17 protein-coding genes are annotated in these 18,705 nt (G+C 71.9%); 11 read left to right on the top strand and 6 right to left on the bottom strand.

The window, feature by feature from the left end; all coding sequences use genetic code 11:
* Positions 1–339: 339 nt before the first annotated feature.
* Together ORI60_RS35440 and ORI60_RS35435 are read right to left on the bottom strand one after the other, a co-directional pair.
* Positions 340–786 (bottom strand): hypothetical protein, encoded by a 447-nt coding sequence (locus tag ORI60_RS35440; protein WP_266042373.1) that lies wholly within the window; start codon positions 784–786, stop codon positions 340–342.
* Between the two features lie 88 nt (positions 787–874).
* Entirely contained in the window at positions 875–4,174 is a 3,300-nt protein-coding gene (locus ORI60_RS35435) for a hypothetical protein (RefSeq protein WP_266042372.1), read from the bottom strand.
* A gap of 25 nt (positions 4,175–4,199) precedes the next feature.
* Between ORI60_RS35435 and ORI60_RS35430 the strand changes: the two genes are divergently transcribed.
* From ORI60_RS35430 to ORI60_RS35415, 4 genes are all read left to right on the top strand, one after another.
* The gene (locus ORI60_RS35430; RefSeq protein ID WP_266042371.1) at positions 4,200–5,516 is read left to right on the top strand and encodes a hypothetical protein; all 1,317 of its coding nucleotides are present in this window, start codon (positions 4,200–4,202) and stop codon (positions 5,514–5,516) included.
* Positions 5,517–5,590: 74 nt separating this feature from the next.
* The gene (locus ORI60_RS35425; protein ID WP_266042370.1) at positions 5,591–6,199 is read left to right on the top strand and encodes a TetR/AcrR family transcriptional regulator; all 609 of its coding nucleotides are present in this window, start codon (positions 5,591–5,593) and stop codon (positions 6,197–6,199) included.
* On the top strand, positions 6,196–7,446 hold the full coding sequence (locus tag ORI60_RS35420) for a glycosyltransferase (protein WP_266042369.1): 1,251 nt from the start codon (positions 6,196–6,198) through the stop codon (positions 7,444–7,446). Before ORI60_RS35425 ends, ORI60_RS35420 begins: the two co-directional genes overlap by 4 nt.
* The gene (locus ORI60_RS35415) at positions 7,433–7,915 is read left to right on the top strand and encodes a DUF6653 family protein (protein ID WP_266042368.1); all 483 of its coding nucleotides are present in this window, start codon (positions 7,433–7,435) and stop codon (positions 7,913–7,915) included. The genes ORI60_RS35420 and ORI60_RS35415 overlap by 14 nt, the downstream gene beginning before the upstream one ends.
* Before the next feature lie 28 nt (positions 7,916–7,943).
* On the opposite strand, the gene ORI60_RS35410 is transcribed toward ORI60_RS35415, so the two are convergent.
* Entirely contained in the window at positions 7,944–8,798 is an 855-nt protein-coding gene (locus ORI60_RS35410; protein WP_266042367.1) for an SAM-dependent methyltransferase, read from the bottom strand.
* Positions 8,799–8,940: 142 nt separating this feature from the next.
* Here ORI60_RS35410 and ORI60_RS35405 point away from each other — a divergent pair, with 142 nt between their 5' ends.
* Entirely contained in the window at positions 8,941–9,405 is a 465-nt protein-coding gene (locus ORI60_RS35405) for a peroxiredoxin (RefSeq protein ID WP_266042366.1), read from the top strand.
* A gap of 14 nt (positions 9,406–9,419) precedes the next feature.
* Here the strand turns inward: ORI60_RS35405 and ORI60_RS35400 are convergent, their stop codons facing one another.
* Positions 9,420–11,720: a LuxR C-terminal-related transcriptional regulator gene (locus ORI60_RS35400; RefSeq protein WP_266042365.1), complete on the bottom strand. Its 2,301-nt coding sequence runs from the start codon at positions 11,718–11,720 to the stop codon at positions 9,420–9,422.
* Positions 11,721–11,875: 155 nt separating this feature from the next.
* On the opposite strand from ORI60_RS35400, the gene ORI60_RS35395 reads away from it, so the two are divergent.
* The 3 genes from ORI60_RS35395 to ORI60_RS35385 all read left to right on the top strand — a co-directional run bounded on the left by ORI60_RS35395 (position 11,876) and on the right by ORI60_RS35385 (position 15,072).
* The gene (locus ORI60_RS35395) at positions 11,876–12,727 is read left to right on the top strand and encodes an IniB N-terminal domain-containing protein (RefSeq protein ID WP_266042364.1); all 852 of its coding nucleotides are present in this window, start codon (positions 11,876–11,878) and stop codon (positions 12,725–12,727) included.
* Positions 12,728–12,903: 176 nt separating this feature from the next.
* On the top strand, positions 12,904–13,599 hold the full coding sequence (locus ORI60_RS35390; RefSeq protein ID WP_266042363.1) for a DUF998 domain-containing protein: 696 nt from the start codon (positions 12,904–12,906) through the stop codon (positions 13,597–13,599).
* Between the two features lie 90 nt (positions 13,600–13,689).
* On the top strand, positions 13,690–15,072 hold the full coding sequence (locus tag ORI60_RS35385) for a ferritin-like domain-containing protein (protein ID WP_266042362.1): 1,383 nt from the start codon (positions 13,690–13,692) through the stop codon (positions 15,070–15,072).
* Positions 15,073–15,151: 79 nt separating this feature from the next.
* On the opposite strand, the gene ORI60_RS35380 is transcribed toward ORI60_RS35385, so the two are convergent.
* The gene (locus ORI60_RS35380; protein ID WP_266042361.1) at positions 15,152–15,772 is read right to left on the bottom strand and encodes a CBS domain-containing protein; all 621 of its coding nucleotides are present in this window, start codon (positions 15,770–15,772) and stop codon (positions 15,152–15,154) included.
* A 9-nt stretch (positions 15,773–15,781) separates the two neighbouring features.
* Positions 15,782–16,468: a CBS domain-containing protein gene (locus tag ORI60_RS35375; RefSeq protein ID WP_266042360.1), complete on the bottom strand. Its 687-nt coding sequence runs from the start codon at positions 16,466–16,468 to the stop codon at positions 15,782–15,784.
* Positions 16,469–16,628: 160 nt separating this feature from the next.
* On the opposite strand from ORI60_RS35375, the gene ORI60_RS35370 reads away from it, so the two are divergent.
* The 3 genes from ORI60_RS35370 (at position 16,629) to ORI60_RS35360 (ending at position 18,682) form a co-directional block, all read left to right on the top strand.
* Complete coding sequence (locus tag ORI60_RS35370) at positions 16,629–17,048, top strand: universal stress protein (protein ID WP_266042359.1); 420 nt, start codon at positions 16,629–16,631, stop codon at positions 17,046–17,048.
* A 99-nt stretch (positions 17,049–17,147) separates the two neighbouring features.
* A complete protein-coding gene (locus ORI60_RS35365) occupies positions 17,148–18,140 on the top strand; it encodes an Acg family FMN-binding oxidoreductase (protein WP_266042358.1) in 993 nt (330 codons plus the stop codon).
* A gap of 206 nt (positions 18,141–18,346) precedes the next feature.
* The gene (locus ORI60_RS35360; RefSeq protein WP_416234542.1) at positions 18,347–18,682 is read left to right on the top strand and encodes a hypothetical protein; all 336 of its coding nucleotides are present in this window, start codon (positions 18,347–18,349) and stop codon (positions 18,680–18,682) included.
* Positions 18,683–18,705 lie beyond the last annotated feature (23 nt).

Below are 18,705 nucleotides of genomic sequence, written 5' to 3'. Positions count from 1 at the left end.
GGTGGAACGTGCTGAACGTCGCCGACCACTGATTCCGCCCGCCGCGGCTGCACCGGGACGTGGAAGCCGGCGATGTCCAGTCCGTGCGGACAGACGTGGACCGGATGGTCCACGCCCGGGGCCACCTGAGTCCTGATCTACGGGTGCTTCGCCGCGGCCGCCGACTCCATCACCGACGAGTGCGGGCCGGAACGTTCTCGGCGCGGCTCGAGCAGTGCTGACCACGTCTGGTGCCTAGACCTCAACTCCGGCGAGGTCGTCACCGGGACACCGGCCGAGCCGACGGCTGACCACCCTCGTGGGTGTCCCCGGAGAGGGGACACCCACGAGGGGTTCGCGTCAGGACTCGCCGAACGCCCTGCCGGAACAGATCGGCGTCTCGCCGGACTTCACCAGGCAGACCCGGATGGCCACCGGGGTGTTCTCGCCGATGTTGCCGCTCGCCCAGCCGCTGCAGTAGGGCGAGGCGTGGCCGCGGGTGTTGACGACGCGGTCGGTGTCCCAGGTGGCGCCGGGGTTGACGTCCAGCTGGGTCTCGACGCCCCAGCCGTCCGCCAGCGTGTCGCAGGCCCGGATCGCGTCGCCGGGGACGCTGCCGTCCGGGTCGGCGTTGAAGTCGCCGTACCCCGCCAGGTCCGATCCCCGGTAGACGTTGATCCCGGCGTCCGCCGACTGGATGCCGAGCTCGAATCTCGCCGACTCCGGAGCCGCGTTGGCCTGACCGCCGACCAGCACCAGACCCATCGTGCTGGCCAGGACCGCGAGTGCCGCGAAGGTGCGCTTCATCCGTTTTTCCTTCCCTAGAACGGGTTTGTGCACCGCCATTCGTAGGGGCTCGCGGGGTTGTCCAGCAGCAGGTCAGCGGCCTGGCCAATCAACAGCGGCCAACGCGGGCGCCGCAGACGCGGGCGATCACGGCGTCCGGGTCGAGGTCCCACCTGATCACGCGGGGGTCGGCGCCGGTGGACACCAGGGCGTCGCCGTCGAACGCGACGGAGTTGACCGGGCCGGTGTGGCCGGTCAGCGTGGCCACCTGCTCGCGGGTCCCGGTGTCCCACAACGTGATCACCGTGTCGCTGCCGGCCACCGCGAGGCGCGTTCCGGTGGCGTTGAGCGCGAGTTCCCGCACCGCGCCGCGCTGACCGGGCAGGGTCGCGCTCTGCCGGCGGGCCGCGACGTCCCAGAAGATCACCGCGCCGCCGGCGTCCCCGGTGATCAGCGTCCGGCCGTCGGGCGTGAACGCGATGTCCCGCAACGCGTTCCCGAGCTCACCGAGAACCGCGAGCTCACGGGAGTGCTCGACGTCCCAGAGCACGATCCGCCCGTCGTTGCCCCCGGACGCCAGCACCGTGCCGTCCGGGCTGAGGGCCAACGCCTCCACCGCGGCCGTGTGCGCGACCGGGAAGGTGCGCGGCGGCGCGGCGGAAGCCGGGTCCACCAGCCTGATCGTGCGGTCGGCGCCGCCGGAGGCGACCACGTTCCCCGCCAGCGCCAGGCTGGTCACCGGACCGTCGTGCTCGGCGATGGTGCGCACCGGTTTTCGCGAGTCCAGGTCCCACGCGGTGACGTCGCCGTCCTCCCCCGCCGACACCAGGGTTCCGCCGGGGTGGAACGCGACGGACTTCACCGTCGCGGGCGCGGCGAGCTCGGTGATCAGCGTCCCGGACGGGTCCCAGACCCTGATGGACCTGTCCGCGCCCCCGGTCGCGATCCGCCCGTCGGCCGCCGCGGTCACCCCGAACGGCGGAGCCGCGTGTCCGGTGAACGCGGGCAGGGCGACCTGCCACACGCTCACGCTGTCGTCGCCGCCCGCCGCCAGCTTCGTCCCGTCAGGACTCAGCCCGGCCGCGAAGAACGCCCCGGTGCGCGAGATCAGCCCCGTCAGCCAGCCGCCGCCGGGCACCGACCACCACCGCACGCTGCCGTCGTCGGCCGCCGACATCAGCATCCGGCCGTCCGGTCCGAACCCGACGGACCTGATCCCCGCCGTGTGCCGCCGCAGGAAACTCGGCTCTGCTCCGGCCCGCAGCACGACCTGGCTGTCCGCCCCACCGCTGGCCAGCGCACCGCCATCGCTGTTCAACGCCACGGCGAGTACAGGTCCGCGATGGTCCTGGTGGACCTGCTGCGCGCCCGTCGTCCGGTTGTGCACGAGCACGCCGTTCTGCCCGGCCAGCGCGACGAGGTCACCGCCCAGCGCCACGTCGTGCACCTCTCCGAGGGAGTGCGGGATCCGCAGCACCTCCCGGGCGCCTTCCCACAGGACGACCGTGCCGTCCTGCGACGCGGACACCATCAGCCGGCCGTCGTCGCTGTAGGCGATGCTGTTGATCCGGCCGTGCGGCAGGGGAAGGACGTGCGCGGCGACGTTCGTCTTCAGGTCCCACAACACGATCTGCTCGTCCTCACCGCCAGAGGCGAGCCGCGGAGCGGACGGGTGGAACGCCAGCGCGCGCACCGGTTTCGAGTGCTGGGTCAGCGCGATCGGCGGAGCGGTCCCGGAGGGCGCGCGGACCAGCACGGATCGATCGTCCCCGGCGGACGCCAGCAGCGAGCCGTCCTGGTTGAACGCCACCGCCCGCACCGCGCCGCGGTGGTCCTTCAGCAGCACCCGCGGTGGTTTGTAGGCGGCGGTGCTCAGCAACGCGCCGCGCGCCTCGATCGTCGGTGACGTGCGGAAAGCCTGCACGGCAAGGGCTTCCGCCGCGTCCGGCCACGACCCGCTGAGGTCCTGGGCCTGCAACGCGAGCTGCCGGGACAACGCGACCTTCTCCCCGGCGACGGCGGCACGGCGCTGGACGACCGCGACACCCGTGATCACCAGGCACGCGACCAGCGCCACGGCCAGGGCTTTGACGAGGGTGCGCAACCGCCGGGCCTGCTGCCGGACGCCGGCGCGTTCGGCGGTCTCGTGCACCTCGCTCGCCGCGACGAACTCCCGTTCCAGCTGCGACAACGCGACGGGCGAGTCCGCGGCCAGCGACCGCGCGACCTCCAGCCGCACACCTCGGTACAGGGCACCGGAATCGCGGTCGACGGCGTCCCAGGCGTGCGCGGCCGTCGTGAGGTCCTGGTGCTGATGAAGGCGTTCGCGGTCCTCCTCGATCCACGTCCGCAGCCGCGGCCAGGCCCTGGTCAACGCCTCGTGCGCCAGCTCCACGCCACCGTCCGCGACCACCACGAGCCGCGCGGTGACCAGGGCGTTCAACGCCGGCCCCATCACCTCGTCCAGCGCGACCCGCCGCCGCAGGTCGTAGGCGCCCTGACCGGGCTGCACCAGCCGGAGCAGCAACGAGCGGGCCGCGGCCTGGTCAGCGCGACCCAGCTCCGTGAACGTCTGCTCGGCGGTGGCCGCGATGGCACCGGACACCCCGCCGCTCGCCCGGTACCCGGCCAGGGTGAGCCTGTTGTTCTCCCGCCTCCGCCAGGTCTCCAGCAGAGCGTGGGACAGCAGCTGCGCGTCCCGCAGCGCCGTGACCAGCGCGGGGATCGCGGCACACCGGTCCAGGAAGTCGATCCGGCAACCGATGACCACCTTGGCGTCACACGCCAACAACGCCGAGACGAACGCCTCGCGCTCGTCCCGGTCGGCGCACAGGGTGAACGTCTCCTCGAACTGGTCCACCACGACCAGCCCCGGCCGGTCCGCGGTCCTGGCCCTCAGCTCCCGCACCGGGTGGGCGGTCGGCGTCAGCACCACCGGCGACAACGACAGCGAGGGCACCAGACCGGCCCTCAGCAACGACGACTTCCCCGATCCGGACGCCCCGAAAACCCCCAGGAACGACCGCTTCCCCACCTCCCCCACCAGGTGCTCGACGAGTTCCTCACGGCCGCGGAACAGCGACGCGTCCTCGGGCTGGAACGCCGCGAGACCGAGATAGGGAGCGCTCTCGTCGCCGGGCGCGAGGATCTCGGCGACCACCTCCCGCCACTGCCGTTCCCAGTGCTCCGGATCCCCCTCGCAGGCCTCGACGTACCCCAGCGTCACGGCCAGCGTCGGCAGCTGCGTGCCCCCGGCCGCCTCGGACAACGCCGTGGACGAGAAATGAGCCCTTCTGGACAACTCCCGGTAGCTCGGAGAACCGGCCTTCTCGCGCAGCCGGCGCAACTCCCACGCGAAGCGCTGGACCGGGCCTTCGTTCGGGTCGAGCGGACGTTCTGGCCGTCCCACCCGCACCTCCTCTGTTCGACTACGAATGATTGTCCAGGCTGATCAACCGTTGCTGGACAACTCCCGCCGCATGAACCTGGACGCCGTGAAACGACTCGGGTTCATCGTCGCGATGGTGTTGCTGGCAGCGGGAACGCCGGCCGCAGCAGCGCCCAACCAGATCACCGAACGGGACGGTTCCGCGTTCTCGCTGACGCCGGACTGGTCACTGGACACCCAGGCCGCGGGACTCGCGTCCACGCTCGGTTCGCGCCTGCCGGTGTCGGACGTCCTGGCGGCGGCCAACCGGTCCACGAACGACTGCTCCACCAGTCGCAAGCAGGCCCAGCCGGAGTTCTACGACCGCACGGACATCCCGTTGCAAGCAAACCAGATCCTGCACAGCAGCGACCGGTTCTGCTGGGACGACAGCGACAGCAAGGTGTCCTACTGGGTGCCCCAGGGCGTGACCGGATCGTCCGACGCGGACGACGACGGCCAGTGGGGACCGAACAAGGTCATGGCCGTGAGCTGGCACTACGACACCGCGAAAGCCGGGACGCCGACGGACCACGGGGCACGGCTGTCCCTGGTGGACCGGGTGAGCGGCAAGTACCGGCACGTGCTGCTGGTGGAGCCCACCAGCTCGTCGAACTTCAAGGCGGTGCCGATCCACGCCGGTGGTCTCGCGTGGCTGGGGCGCTACCTGTACGTCGCCGACACCTCGCGCGGCCTGCGGGTGTTCGACATGGAGCGCGTGCTGGAGGTCGCCACCGACCAGGACGACGTGATCGGCAAGAGCGGCACCAAGCACTACGCCTACGGCTACCGCTACGTCGTGCCGCAGGTCGCGACGTACCGGCAGGCGGTCACGCCGCCGTCCCCGTGCGTGCCCCAGCCCGGCGCGCTGTGCTACTCCTCGCTGGCGCTGGACCGCAGCACCACGCCGGACACGCTGGTCGTCGGTGAGTACCGGGACGGCCGCAGCACCGACCTGTCCATCGACGGCGGCCGCGTCGTGCACTACGACGTCGACGCGTCCACCCGCAAACTCGCGCTGACCTCCGGCAAGGCCGTGCCGAGCAGGGCCGTGACCGCGCCGAAGAGCAACGTCCAGGGCGTCCAGACGTGGCAGGGCGAGTACTACCTGGGCCGCAGCTCGGCGGACAAGCACAGCTTCCTGTTCGCCGGATCCGCGGACATGAACACCTACAGCTGGGCGGTCGGCGGCGAGGACCTCTACTTCGAACACGGCAGCGGTCTGCTGTGGACGGCGACCGAGCACGCCTTCAACGCCGCGGGCACGCTGATCGACAAGCGGATCGTGTTCGCCGTCCCGCTCGCCGGGATCGCCCCTCGTTGACCGAAGCGGCTCCCGTGTCCTGGGGGCACGGGAGCCGCTGGACACGGACTGAACACTTGTTCAATAATCAGAACATGCGTTCAGCGTCTGATCTGACGGCACGAGCCCGCATCCGCGAAGCGGCACTCGCCCGGTTCGGTGCCGACGGCATCGCGGGCACCTCGGTCCGCGCGGTGGCGGCGGACGCCGGGGTGTCGCCCGCGTTGGTGGTGCACCACTTCGGGTCCAAGGAGGGACTCCGGCAAGCCTGTGACGACTACGTCCTCGACGCGATCCGCGACGGCGGCGAAGCCGCCACCGAGGCCTTGGGCGAGGTGTTGCAGGCGGCGACGCCGGTCCGGCGTTATCTGGCGAGGGCCTTGCTCGACGACACCCCCGCGGCCGGCGCGCTGTTCGCCGAGATCGTCGACCGGACGGAGGCCTGGCTCGCGGCGGGCGAGACCGAGGGCTGGGTCCGCACGTCGGCCGACGCACGGGCGCGGGCGGTCACCTACGTCTCGTGGCTGCTGGCGCCGCTGGTGCTCGGTGACCACGTCGGCCGGTTGCTGGGAGGCGATCCGGCCGAGACCGCGACCGCGGTGCGCGGCGCCCGCGCGGGCCTGGAGATGCTGACCCACGGCCTGTTCGCCGACGACCGCTGGCTCACCGCGTTCACCGCGGTCGACGAGAGGACCAGCCGGTGAAAGCCCTGCTGGTCACCCATGGCACACGTGGTGATGTGCAACCGTTCTTGGCGCTCGCGGTGGCTCTCCGGCAGGCAGGCCACAGTGCGCTGCTCGCCGCCCCCGAGTCCTTTGCCGACAGCGCCGCCTCGCACGACGTGGAGTTCGCGCCGCTCGACGAGGGACCGAACAGGCTGCTCCAGGACCCGGTCGTGGTGACGGCGGTCGAGAACGGATACCGGGGTGTGCGCGGCAAGCTCACCGCCATCTCGACGATCCGGCGCATCAAGCCGCTGATGGCGGACGTGCTGCGCGACGTCGGTGCCGTCGCACGCTCCTCGGGCGCCGACCTCTTGGTGCACTCGCCGAGCCTGCCCGCGCAGCACGCGGCGGAAGTGCTGCGCGTACCGGCCGTTCTGGCCACGCTGCAACCCGGCTGGGTCCCGACGTCGCAGTTCCCGTGCCCCATGGTGCCGCTGCCGAAGGTGCCCCGGTTCCTCAACCGGGCCACCTATCTCACGGTGTCGGCGACCTTGCGCGCCTACAACGGTGTCGTCAACACCTGGCGTGCCGACGACCTCGGGCTGGCCCCCGGTCGCGGCCCCGACCACGCCAGGGTGTTGCAGGCGTTCAGCTCCGCCGTCGCGCCGGTCGACCCCGGCTGGCCGCACTCCGTGCGCACCACCGGTTTCTGGTTCCTGCCGCGTGACCCGGGATGGTCACCGGGCACGGCGCTGCGGGAGTTCCTGGAGGCCGGTCCACCTCCGGTCTACCTGGGTTTCGGCAGCATGGCGGGACGAGACGCCCAGCGCACCGGTGACATCGTCGCCGAAGCCGTCAGGGCCTCCGGGGTGCGCGCCGTCATCGCGACCGGATGGGGTGGGCTCGCCGCACGCTCCTCGGACGACCTGCTCGTCATCGACCAGGCACCGCACGACTGGCTGTTCGGCAAGGTCAGTGCGGTGGTGCACCACGGCGGAGGAGGAACGACCGCCGCGGCTCTAGCGGCAGGTGTGCCGCAGGTCGTCTGCCCGTTCGTCGCCGACCAACCCCACTGGGCGCGGCGGATGCACGCCGTCGGCGTCGCCCCACCACCACTTCCCCACAAGAAGATCACCGTCGCCTCGCTCAGCGAAGCGATCACACGAGCCGTGACCGATCCCGCGCTCCGGGAACGCGCCGCCGAACTCGGCGAGCGCACACGCGCCGAGAACGGTGTCAGCGCAGCGGTCCGCGCGCTGGAGGAGGTCCACAGTGGACTTGGCTGACCGGGTCGCGAAGACCTTCCGCATGACGGACGAGGCGTGGCAGCGGCACGCCAACCCGTGGAGCGTCTGGACGCGGTTCGCCGCGATACCGCTGATGCTCCTCGCTGTCTGGAGCCGCACGTGGATCGGCTGGTGGAGTCTCCTGCCCGTCGGCGCCGTGGTCGTCTGGCTGTTCGTCAACCCGCGTGCGTTCCCGCCCGTGCGCGAACCCCGCGGCTGGACGGCCCGGGGCATCTACGGCGAACGCGCGTGGCTCGAGAACCGCGACCTCGTACCGCCGGACCACCGCGCGGTGCTGCGCCTGCTGGTCTCGGTCGGCGTCATCGGGTTCGGCATGATCCTCTGGGGCCTGATCGCCCTGGAGGTGTGGCCGACGGTCTTCGGCACCTGCCTGGTCGTGATGGCGCAGCTGTGGCGGATCGACCGCTTCGGCTGGCTGTGGGAACGCCACCGGGCTCAGCGGTCCTGATCGGCGTCGCGCCACCGCACCGGGGTCGTCACGACGACAGCTTGACGCAGTGCGCGGTCCGCTCGATCTCCGACACCGGCAGCCGCCGGGCAGCAGGCTCGAGGTAGCGCGCGGTGAACTCGCGCGGCCCCAGCTGTTCGGTCTGCGCCCATCCGTAGGCCGCGACGAACGGCGCCACGTCGTCCGGCACCAGGCCGAACTTCCACATGCGCCGCTTCGTCACGAACTCGCGGTGGGCCGCCTCCGCGCCGAACAGGGCCTCACCGTCGAGGAAGTCCTTGCGCAGGAAGGTGAACACCAGCTCGCTGCCAGCAGGTGCCTGCGCCAGGAAGTCGAAGGTCGCTCGGACGGCGTCCTCGGTCAGGTACTGGGTGACCGCCTCCCAGACGAAGAACACCGGGCCGTCACCCTCGTACCCCTTCTCCGCCAGGGAGTCCGCGAGGCTCTGCCTCTCGAAGTCCACCGGTACCAGGGTCAGTCGCTCGGGTACCGAGCCGAACAGCGCGCGCAGCCGGTCGTGCTTCGCCTCGACGTTGGCCGGCAGGTCGACCTCGAACACCCTGCCGTCCCAGTTCCCGCAACCGCGGGTGTCGAACCCGGCCCCGAGCACGACAGCGGTACGCGCCTCGGTGGCGTCCAGACGATCGTCGATGTAGCGCTTGCGGCACAACATGCTCGCCCACAGGCCGGGGATCTTCTTCTCCGTCGCGGCGAACAGCGCGTTGCGCACCGGGCGCCACCGCGCGGCGGCCACGGCCAGCCGGCCGGACACGGGCAGGATCCGGGCGGCGAGGTCGTCCCGGACGAGCGGATGTGCGTCGAACTGGTCCACGGCGGCGATGACCATCGGCCCCACGGCCGTTCCGGTGACAGCGGTGTTCACGAGGACTCCCTGGTCTCGGCGTCGTCCAGCACACGCCGACCAGGCTTCCCGGCACACCTGGCGGGGAGTCTACAACCACGTCAAGCCCGCGCCGGGCCGGTTCGGCACCAATCCGCGGCACCCGGCACTCCGAACAACCACCATGCAACGAGGAGACATCGCCCCCGACTTCACCCTGCCCGACGACACGGGTGAACCCCGCACGCTGTCGGAGTTCCTGGCCACCGGCCCGGTCGTGCTGTTCTTCTACCCGGCGGCGCTGTCCGGCGGCTGCACGCAGGAGAGCTGTCACTTCCGCGACCTCGCCGGGGAGTTCCGCCAGTTCGGGGCGCACCGGATCGGGATCAGCCCGGACGCGGTGAGCAAGCAGAGCGAGTTCTCGCGCGCCCACGGCTTCGACTACCCCCTGCTGTCCGACGTGGACGGTGCGGTGGCGAAGCAGTTCGGTGCCTGGCGGCGCTTCCTGCCGCTGCACGCCAGGAGGCGCACCTTCGTCATCGACACCGACCGCCGGATCCTCGAGGTGGTCAAGAGCGAGCTGAAGTTCGACGTGCACGCCGACCAGGCCCTGGCGGTGCTCCGGGAGCAGGCCTCCCGGGCCGGATGACCCCGCTGGAGCGACTACCTCGCCGGTGACAGGTCGATGTCCTCCAGGGCGCGTTCGAGCTCCCGGCGGTTCTTCGCTCCGAGCTTGTTGCGGATGCGGGTGACGTGGTGCTCGACCGTCTTGGCGGAGATGAACAGCGCGTCACCGACCTCCCGGTAGGTGAGGCCGTCGCGCACCAGCGCGGCGACCTCCTGCTCGCGGTCGCTCAGGACGTCGGCACCACCGTCGCCACGCCCGCCGTTCGTGCCGTGGAACTGCCGGGCGATGTCGAGCAGCTGGGTCATGGCCTTGCGCTCGGTGGTGTGCATGGCCGCGTGCCCCGCGAGCCTGGCCGCGTCCGCGCGCATGCCGTGGGCGTGCAGTTCCCGCGCGGCCGCCTCGACGCGCGCGTGGTCGACGCCGCCGTGGCCCGCCTGGACCCAGCAGTGGGCGGCGGCCGCGAGCGCGCGGGCGAACGGCAACGCGTCCGCCGCGTCGTCCAGCGCCGCGAGATGGTGCTTGGCCGTCGCGTGGTCACCCAGCAGAAGCGCTGCGTGGAAGGCGTTCCACCGGGGCAGCACCGACCACAGTGGAGGGTCGCCCAGGTCGCCGAGCAGCGTCCACGCCTCGTCCAGGTGCGTCTCCACGCGGTGGAACTGCCCGATCCTGGCCGCGGCGACGGCGATCTCGGTCAACGGGATCAGCGTGTAGAGGTCGACGGGGTGCACGACGAGGGCCTGCTGGGCCGGCTCCCACGCGGACCGCAGGGTGCGGAGGTCGCCGGTGCGGCGGGTGATGCCGAGTTCCAGCGCCGCGGCGAGCAAGGCCTCCCGCGGCTCTCTGGCCAGGTCGGGACGCAGGAGTCGTCGTGCCGCCTCGGCATCACCGCCGAGAAGCTCCACGCAGGCGAGCAGCAGCTGGTGCCGGTCCGCGTGCAGCCCCCTGCCGTCGTCGCCCTGCACGGCTTTGACGAGCAACGACCTCGCCGGGGTCAGCTCGCCCGCGTGGACGCAGATCAGCGCGGCGAGCGCGGTGGGGCTGTCCGGTTGCACCGAGGCGCGGGCGCCGGCCTGGTTCACCCCCGCTGTGGCCACCGCGGTGGCCACAGCGGCCATCGGCGGTCCGGTGACGGTCTGGAGGACCACGTCGGCCAGCCGGTGCCCGAGCGTGTCGGTGAGAGTTCTGGCGGGCCGCGACCGCGCGCCGGCCTGGACGGCGCGCGCCTCCTCCAGCCGTCCGGCACCGAGCAGGCCGCTCACCGCGAAGCCGAGTCCGAGGCCGTTGTCCGAGCGCTGGAGCAGCTCACCGCCGCGGCCGACCTGTCCGCGCAGCGTCAGCACGGTCGCGGCGACCAGCAACGCGTCGGCGTCGGCGTGTTCCAGGTCCACGACGTCCACCGCGCCGTCGAGGTCGCCGCTGAGAGCCCTGGCCCGCGCCAGGAGCGCGGAGGAACCGGAACCGGCGGCGGTGAACAGCCGTGCCGCCAGTGCTGGGTCGTCGTCGATCACCTCGTGACCGGCGGCGGCGAACACGTCCGCGAGTCCGGGGTCCACCACGCCCAGCTCCAGCAGCGACGTCGCGTAGCCGGCCACCGGCTGGGCGCGGCCGGCCTGGGCGAGAGCGAGCTCGCGCAGCAGGTCCGCCCGCTGTTCCGCCGGGGCGAGCGCCTCGACCGCGTCCGCGGCGACGGGGAGGGCGGCTCCGTCGATCCTGAGCAGACCGGCCGATCGCAGGGCCTCGACGGACTCCGACACCACGTCCGGGGTCAGTGCGAGCACCGCCGCGAGCAGGTCGGTGTCGAAGGGCGCGCCGAGAGCGCGGACCAGCAGCAGGTCGCTCGCGGCGACGGACAGCCCGTCCAGGTGGCGGGCGAACGTGGCGCGGGGATCCGGTGAGAGCTCGTCCAGCACGAACCGCGGTGTACCTCCGGTCCGGTCGTGCAGGCGCTCCGCGAACTCCTCGCTCACCTCGGCGTCGAGGACGTGCGCGGCGAGAGCGCGCACGTGGCCGGGCGACAACGGCCGAAGCCGCACCCGGACCACCGAACCCGGCAACCGGCCGACCAGGCGGGCCAGCGCGCGGTTGTCCGGCCGCAGCCGGTGGGCGACCACGACCCTGCCGCCGGCGTCGACCTCCTCCAGCAGCCCGTCGACCTCGTCCTCACCGAGCACGTGCCCGTCGTCGACGACGATCGGCTGGCCGAAGGTGCGCAGCAGCGTGGTCTTGCCGCACCCGGCCGGCCCGGTCAGCACGACGTGGTCCGCGCCGCGCGCACGTTCGAGCGTCCGCCTGGTCCCGTCGTCGAGCAACAAGGGCGTGTCCGACATCGAGGACATGGGCGCGTGCACCTCCTGGTGGCCGACGGGTTCATCTGTACTTCGGAGCGTCACCCGTTCAGGTTTGGTCACGGCCCCAAGATCGGGAGTTACCCCTATACCCCTACTCGGCGTGGAGCAGATCCCCGATCACCGCACCCCGAACGAGACCCTGCATGTCACCCGATGTGGCGAACGTCCCGCTCTCCGTAGCTTTCAGTGGCACCAGCACAACGACGCACCTGGAGTTCGACGTGGACCTGCCCCAGACGCTGCACGACTTCACCCTCAACCTGCTCAGCGACCCCGACGCCCGGTCTGCCTTCCAGCTCGACCCTCAGGGCTCGCTCGACTCGGCCGGTCTCGGTGACGTGCACCCGGCGGACATCCAGGAGCTGCTGCCGCTCGTGCTCGACTTCGCCCCGGTCACCTCCCTCGGTGACTTCGGCTCGGCGATCTCCGGCCTCGACCTGGACCAGCAGCTCGACCTGATGAGCACGCTGCAGAACACCACCGGCCAGCAGGTCGACGACAACACGGTCCTCGGCGCGGTCTCGGGCCTGACGGCCGCCGTGCACGGCGTCACCACCGGCTTCGACGTGCTCGGCGACCCGTCCACCGCGCTCGACGTCGTCCCGGCGACCGAGATCACCGACGTCACGAAGACCGTCACCGACCTCGAGGTGACCGACACCGTCGGCAACCTCAGCAACGGCACCGACGTGCTCGACACCACCCACGTCACCGACGTGGTCGGCGACGTCACCGGCAACACCCACACCGGTGACCTGGGCGTCGAGGACGTGCTCAGCGGCGACATCACCTCCGCCGTCGGCAACGTGACGGGCAACGACCTGTCGCTCGAGCAGGTCGGCAACGTCGGCGACGTCGTGTCGCAGGCCGGCAACCTCGGTGACGTGACCGGCGTCGGCCACGTCGGCGACATCGGCAAGATCGGCGACATCTCCGGCGAGCTCGGCGACGTCAACGTCGGCGGCGTGCTCAACGACCTCGACCTGAGCCTCTGACCCACCGCTCGCAAGGCCGCCCCGACCGCGCTCCGGGGCGGCCTTCCCGCGTTCGCGAGTCCATGTCGGAGGCGACCCGGCCGGCGCCGCTCGACCACACAGCGGCACCGCCACCGGACCCGGCAGAATTCCCTCGAGGACACCGACCGGGTGACCGGTGCGGTGGAGGAGCGAAAATGGCGCGAGCGGGCGAGCTGCGACGGGAACCGCTGATCACCGCCGCGACGCTGTGGGCACTGGGAAGCACCTGGTACCTGATCTCAGAGGCCGTCGCGGCGTCCGCGTTCCCGGGCTACAGCTACACGCGCGACTACATCAGCGATCTCGGCGCCGTGCGGGAGGACCCCCTCGACGAGCGGCGGATCGACTCTCCCCTGGCGGAGGTCATGAACCTCGGCTTCCTGCACCAGGGCCTCTTCTACCTGCTCGGAGCGGTGTTCCTGGTGCGGGCTCTCCCCGGTGGCCGGGGGCGGTGGGCCTTCCTGGCGCTGGCGGTCGTGCACGCGATCGGCAACGGGCTGGTCGGCACCTTCCACAGCGATCGCGCTGACGGCGCCGCCGCGCTCCTGCACCCCACCGGCGCGGTGATGGCCATCCTCGGCGGCAACCTCGCGACCATCGCGGCGGCTCTCCTGCTCCGCGGCCACGCCCGGACCCGCTTCGCCCGGATCGCGGGCTTCACGCTGGGCGGCATCGGCCTCACCTCGCTGCTCGCGCTGGGCTTCGCCACCACCTCCGGGACGTCCGTGCTGTTCGCCGCCGGGACGTGGGAACGCGGCTCCGTCTACGCGATCACCGCCTGGCAGCTCGTCGCCGCGACAGTCGTCCTCACCGCCGGGTGCGCGCGGACCGGAGAGGTCCCCGCGCGGTAGGCACGTCATCGATGAGGACGGAGCAGCAGAACGACGCGCTCATCGGCGTGCTGCTGTCACAGAACCGGGGCCTGTCCGGTCTTCCTGGACGTGAGCCACTCCCTGGAAACGAGCACCGGCACCGGCGAGCCGGTCGTCGTGATCAAGAACTACACCGTGCCGGCCGGCGAGGCCGAGCACTTCGTCGACGTGTACCGCGAGAACGCGCGGATCATGTCGGCCCAGCCCGGCTTCGTGCGCTCCCGCCTGCACAGGCCGCTCGCCGACGGCCCGGACGTGCGGTTCGTGCACGTCGCGGAGTGGAGCTCCGGGACCGCTCTGGACAGGGCCGTCGTCAACGCCGAGTGGCGTGCCTCGCTGCAGCGGATGTTCGACGATCCCGGTCTGCACATCACCTCGGACCCCGCCTCCTACCGCGTCGTGGCCGAACTGCAGCCCTCTGGTGGCGCGATCAGGACCGTCGAGGACCTCCGCCGCCACCTGCAGTGGGCGATCGAGCTGGAGCACGCGACCATCCCGCCGTACCTGTGTGCGCTGTACTCGCTGGACCCCGGCCGCAACGCCGAGGCCGTGCAGGTGGTCGGCAGCGTGCTCGCGGAGGAGATGCTGCACCTGGCGCTCGCGGCGAACCTGCTCAACGCGGTCGGCGGCGAGCCCAGGCTCGACACCCCCGAGCTGCTGCCGCCGTACCCGCACCCGCTGCCCCACGGCGACCGGTCCCTGCAGGTCCAGCTCGTCCCGTTCGGGCATGAGGCCCTGGAGCTGTTCTCGCGGATCGAGCAGCCCGCTCCGGTGGGCGCACCGCCCGAGGCGGACGGGTACGAAACGATCGGGCAGTTCTACGCCGCCGTCGAAGCGGGGATCCGCTGGCTGTGCGACGAACTGGGCGAGGACGCCGTCTTCACCGGGGACCCGGCCCGGCAGGTCGGCGAGTTCCACCTGCGCGGCGGTGGCGGCGCGGTCATCCCGGTGCACGACCTGAAGTCCGCGCTGGCGGCGCTGACCGAGATCACCGAGCAGGGCGAGGGAGCCGGGCGCACCGACGTCTGGGACGGCGACCGCGACGTCTTCCACCCCGAACGGGACGAGGTGGCGCACTACTACCGGTTCCAGGAGCTCAGGCACGGCCGGCGCTACCAGACCGGCGACACGCCGCGGTCCGGTCCGACCGGGGAACCGATCGCGGTCGACTTCGACGCGGTCATGCCCATGCGGCCGAACCCCCGCACGGCCGACCACCCGGAGGGCAGCGAGATCCGCGTGGCCCAGGAGCGGTTCAACGCCACCTACTGCCTGCTGTTGCGGCAGCTGGAGGAGGCGTTCAACGGCGAACCCGCTCGCCTCGGCGCCACCGTGGGCACGATGTACCAGGTCAAAGCCCAGGCCCAGGCACTGATGACGACGCCGCTGGAGGACGGGACGGCGACAGCGGGCCCGACGTTCGAGTACGTGCCGCCCAGCCTGCGGGCCTGACCGGCCGGGAGTGGATCCGCGGCGCGGCCGTGCTGCCGGCGTCCTGACGTGTGCAGGACGCCCGGCCGCCATGTCGTCGTCAGCCGCCCGCGGGCACGGGTTCGGTGGTGAACTCCACGTCGGTCACACCTGCGATCGCGCGGATCAGCACGTCGGCGACGTGACGTTCGGTGGCGCTGCCGCCCTTGTCCACAACGGACACCTTCCCGCCGGTGACCGCGACCTTCCACCGCCGCGGACCGCCGACCACGCCGAGCCGGTTGCGGATCTCCGCCTCGACGACCCGGTCCGCGCGGCTGATGGCGCCGAGCATGTCGCGGCGCGTCACGATTCCCACCAGGCGTCCCTCGTGCACGACCGGCACGCTGCGCACCCCGTGCTGGAGCATCAGGTCCGCGGCCTCGGCGAGGTCCGCGTTCGGGCTCACCGTCACCGCCGGCTTCCTCATCACCTGGGCCACCACCTCCGCGGGCTGCTGCCTCGCTTCGGCGGGTTCACCGTGGACGAGCCACCTAGGGTCCTGCGGCAGGCGGTCCCGCAGCAGCTCGGCCTCGCCCACGACGCCGGCCAGGCCGCCGAAGGCGTCGACGACGGGCAGCGCGGTGAACCCGCGCCCGGCGAGCAGACGGGCCGCCTCACGTGCCGGGGTGTCCGGTTCGACGACCACGACGTCGGTGGTCATCACGTCTCGGATGCGCATGTCGCTCCCTCAGCCGAAGATCTCGGTCTGGCGCGGGTGCGCGGTGTCGTTCCACCCGCACCGCAGCTGGTTGTGCACGTCCACCACGCCCGGCAGGGCGCGCACGAGGTGCTCGGCGATCTCGACCTCGCTCTGGCGCTCCAGCTGTCCCTCCAGCGTCACCACTCCGCCGGTCACCTCGACGTCGACGGTGCTCGGGTCCACCCACAGCACCCGGCCGAAGATCTCGTCACGAATCGCCGTGCGCAGCTCGTCGTCCTCGCGCAGGAAGAGCTTCAACAGGTCGCGGCGGGACAACACGCCGACAAGCGCGCCGTCGGAGTCCATGACGAACAGCCTGCGCACCCCCGCCGCGGCCAGTTCCCGTGCCGCCGCGCTCGCGGAGAGGCCGGGCGCGACGCTCCTCACCGGTGACGTCATCACGTCGCGGGCGGTCACCCCGCTCGCCTGCTCCCACCGGTGTTTGGCGGGCCGGCCCGCGAACATCCCGGGCGCGTCCTCGGTGCCGCCGCGGAACTCCTCCTTGGGCATCAGGTCGGCCTCCGACACCACGCCGACGGGGTAGCCGCCGTCGAGCACGGGGACCGCGCTGATCCTGTTCTCCTCCAACAGCTGCACGAGCTCCTTGAAGGAGCTCCCGACGTCCGCGGTGATCACCTCACGAGTCATCAGCGAGGCGACTGTCGGTTCACGCATGACACCCTCCGGCGATCTTCGGTTCCTGTGCCTCCCAGCCTTCACGCCGCACCGGCCCCCTCACACCTGCCAAGGGCGCGGGTGGACCGGGCGTTCCGACCTCCCGAGTCAGGACCCAAGGACCCTGCGCCGGAGCACTCGTCGCCAGCACGCTGGAGTCATGAGCGCAAAGTCACGCATCATCGTCGGTGTCGACAAGTCACCGGCAGCTCGGGCCGCACTGGCCTGGGCGGTAGGGGAAGCCAAGCGCACCAACGCTTCCGTGCTCGCGGCAGGCGTGTGCCAGCTGGGCTTCGAGGCGCCGCACAAGGAAGAGCTGCGGGTGGCACTGGAGTCACTCGGGCCGGACACCGACGGCGTCGAGGTGGAACTGGCGACACCGCACGGTGCCCCGGGACCGGTGCTGGTCGAGCTGTCCCAGGGCGCGTCGAGCCTCGTCGTCGGCGAAGCCGGTCATCTCAGGCGGGACGTGCTGGTCTTCAGTTCGGTCACCACCCACTGCCTGCGCCACGCGCGGTGCCCCGTCGTGGTGGTGCCGGTCGACGACGAGCGGCACTCCGGTCCTCTGATGCTGCGGTGAGTGGTGCCGGTCCCGGTGAAGCCGGGACGCAGGGCCCTCATCAGCGGCCGCCGGTGCTGCGAGTTTCAACGACAGGACTTCTACGTGGAGGTGAGCGGGATGAACCGCGGTAAGCCCGACGAGGCAACGGTGCGAGCGGCGGTGGCGCTGGCCTGTCGCGCGCCGTCGGTGCACAACTCCCAGCCGTGGCGCTGGGAGGTGGGTGCGCACAGCCTGCACCTGCACGCCGACCGGACCCGCGCGCTGCCCGCGACCGACCCGCTCGGCGCGGACCTGGTCATCAGCTGCGGAGCCGCGCTGCACCACCTGCGGGTGGGACTGGCGGCGCTCGGCTGGCGCGCCAAGGTCCACCGCCTGCCGAACCGCGCGCAACCCGATCACCTGGCCGCGATCGAGTTCGAACCGATGGAACCACGCGAGTCGCACGTGGCGCTCGCCTCCGCGATCCCCCGCAGGCGCACCGACCGGCGCGCCTTCTCCTCGTGGCCCGCCCCCGACGAGCTCCTGGACCAGCTCGTCGACACAGCCCGGGCGGAGGGCGTGGACGCCCACGTCGCCACGGGCAAGGCGCGCGACGAGCTCCTGATCGCCATCGGCAAGGCCGCCGACGTCCAGGGCACCGATCCCGCCTACCGCGCGGAGATCCGCGAGTGGAGCGGCGTGTACCCCGGCGCGTCCGCCGGCGTTCCCGCCGCGAACATCCCGGCCGGTTCCCACCACTACGGCGACCTGCGCATGCGCGAGTTCGCGCCGGGTGCCCTGCTGCAGGGCGGACCCGCCGTGCTCGGCGAGGACGCGGGCTCCCTGATCCTGCTCAGCACCTCGTCCGACGACGACCTCTCCCGGCTGCGGGCCGGGGAGGCGACGAGCGCCGTTCTGCTGGAGGCGACCTCCGCGGGCCTCGCGTCCTGTCCGCTGAGCCAGCCGCTGGAGGTCGTGGAGACGAGGGAGCTGGTGCGCGACGAGGTGCTCGGCGGTTCGACCTGCCCGCAGCTCGTGATCCGCGTGGGCTGGGCCGCGTTCAACGCCGATCCGCTGCCGGCCACACCCCGCCGCCCCGTCATCGATCTTCTTCGAGACCAGGAGCGGTGACCACCCGCATCCGCCGGAGAACTGGAACGGGTGCCGCTTCCCCGGCGGTGCTGCGCATCGCGACCGGTTTGCTGTTCCTCTGAGCGTTCGCCGACAAGGCGTTCGGTCTGGGCTGCGCGGCGACACAGCCCGGGAACGCGTGGTTCGAGGGAGGATCGCCCACGAAGGGCTTCCTCAGCCGGGTCGCCGTCGGGCCGTTCGAGTCGGTGTTCCACGACATCGCCAAAGCCTGGTGGGCCGACGTGCTGTTCATGGCCGGGCTGCTCGCGATCGGCGTGGCGCCGGTGCTCGGCGTCGGCCTGCTGATCGCGGCCGCCGCCGGCGCGGTGATGATGCTGCTGATGTGGGTCGCCGAATGGCCGCCGCGCGGCACACCTCGGCCGCAGAGCCCACGATGTCGACCAACCCGGTCATCGACCACCACGTGGTCTACGCCCTCCCTGCTGATCGCGGTGGCCGCTGCGGCCGCAGCGGCCACCTGGGCTCGGGCCCGCTGGTGGAACGCCCTGCCGGTGGTCGAGGCCGATCCCTGGCTGCGGTGACGACGAACGACGAAGGGCGAGGG

The organism is Lentzea sp. NEAU-D7 (genome assembly GCF_026242055.1).
Classification (GTDB): Bacteria; Actinomycetota; Actinomycetes; order Mycobacteriales; family Pseudonocardiaceae; genus Lentzea.
The sequence above is the reverse complement of the archived record's forward strand: the minus strand, read 5'-3'. Positions and strand labels throughout refer to the sequence as shown.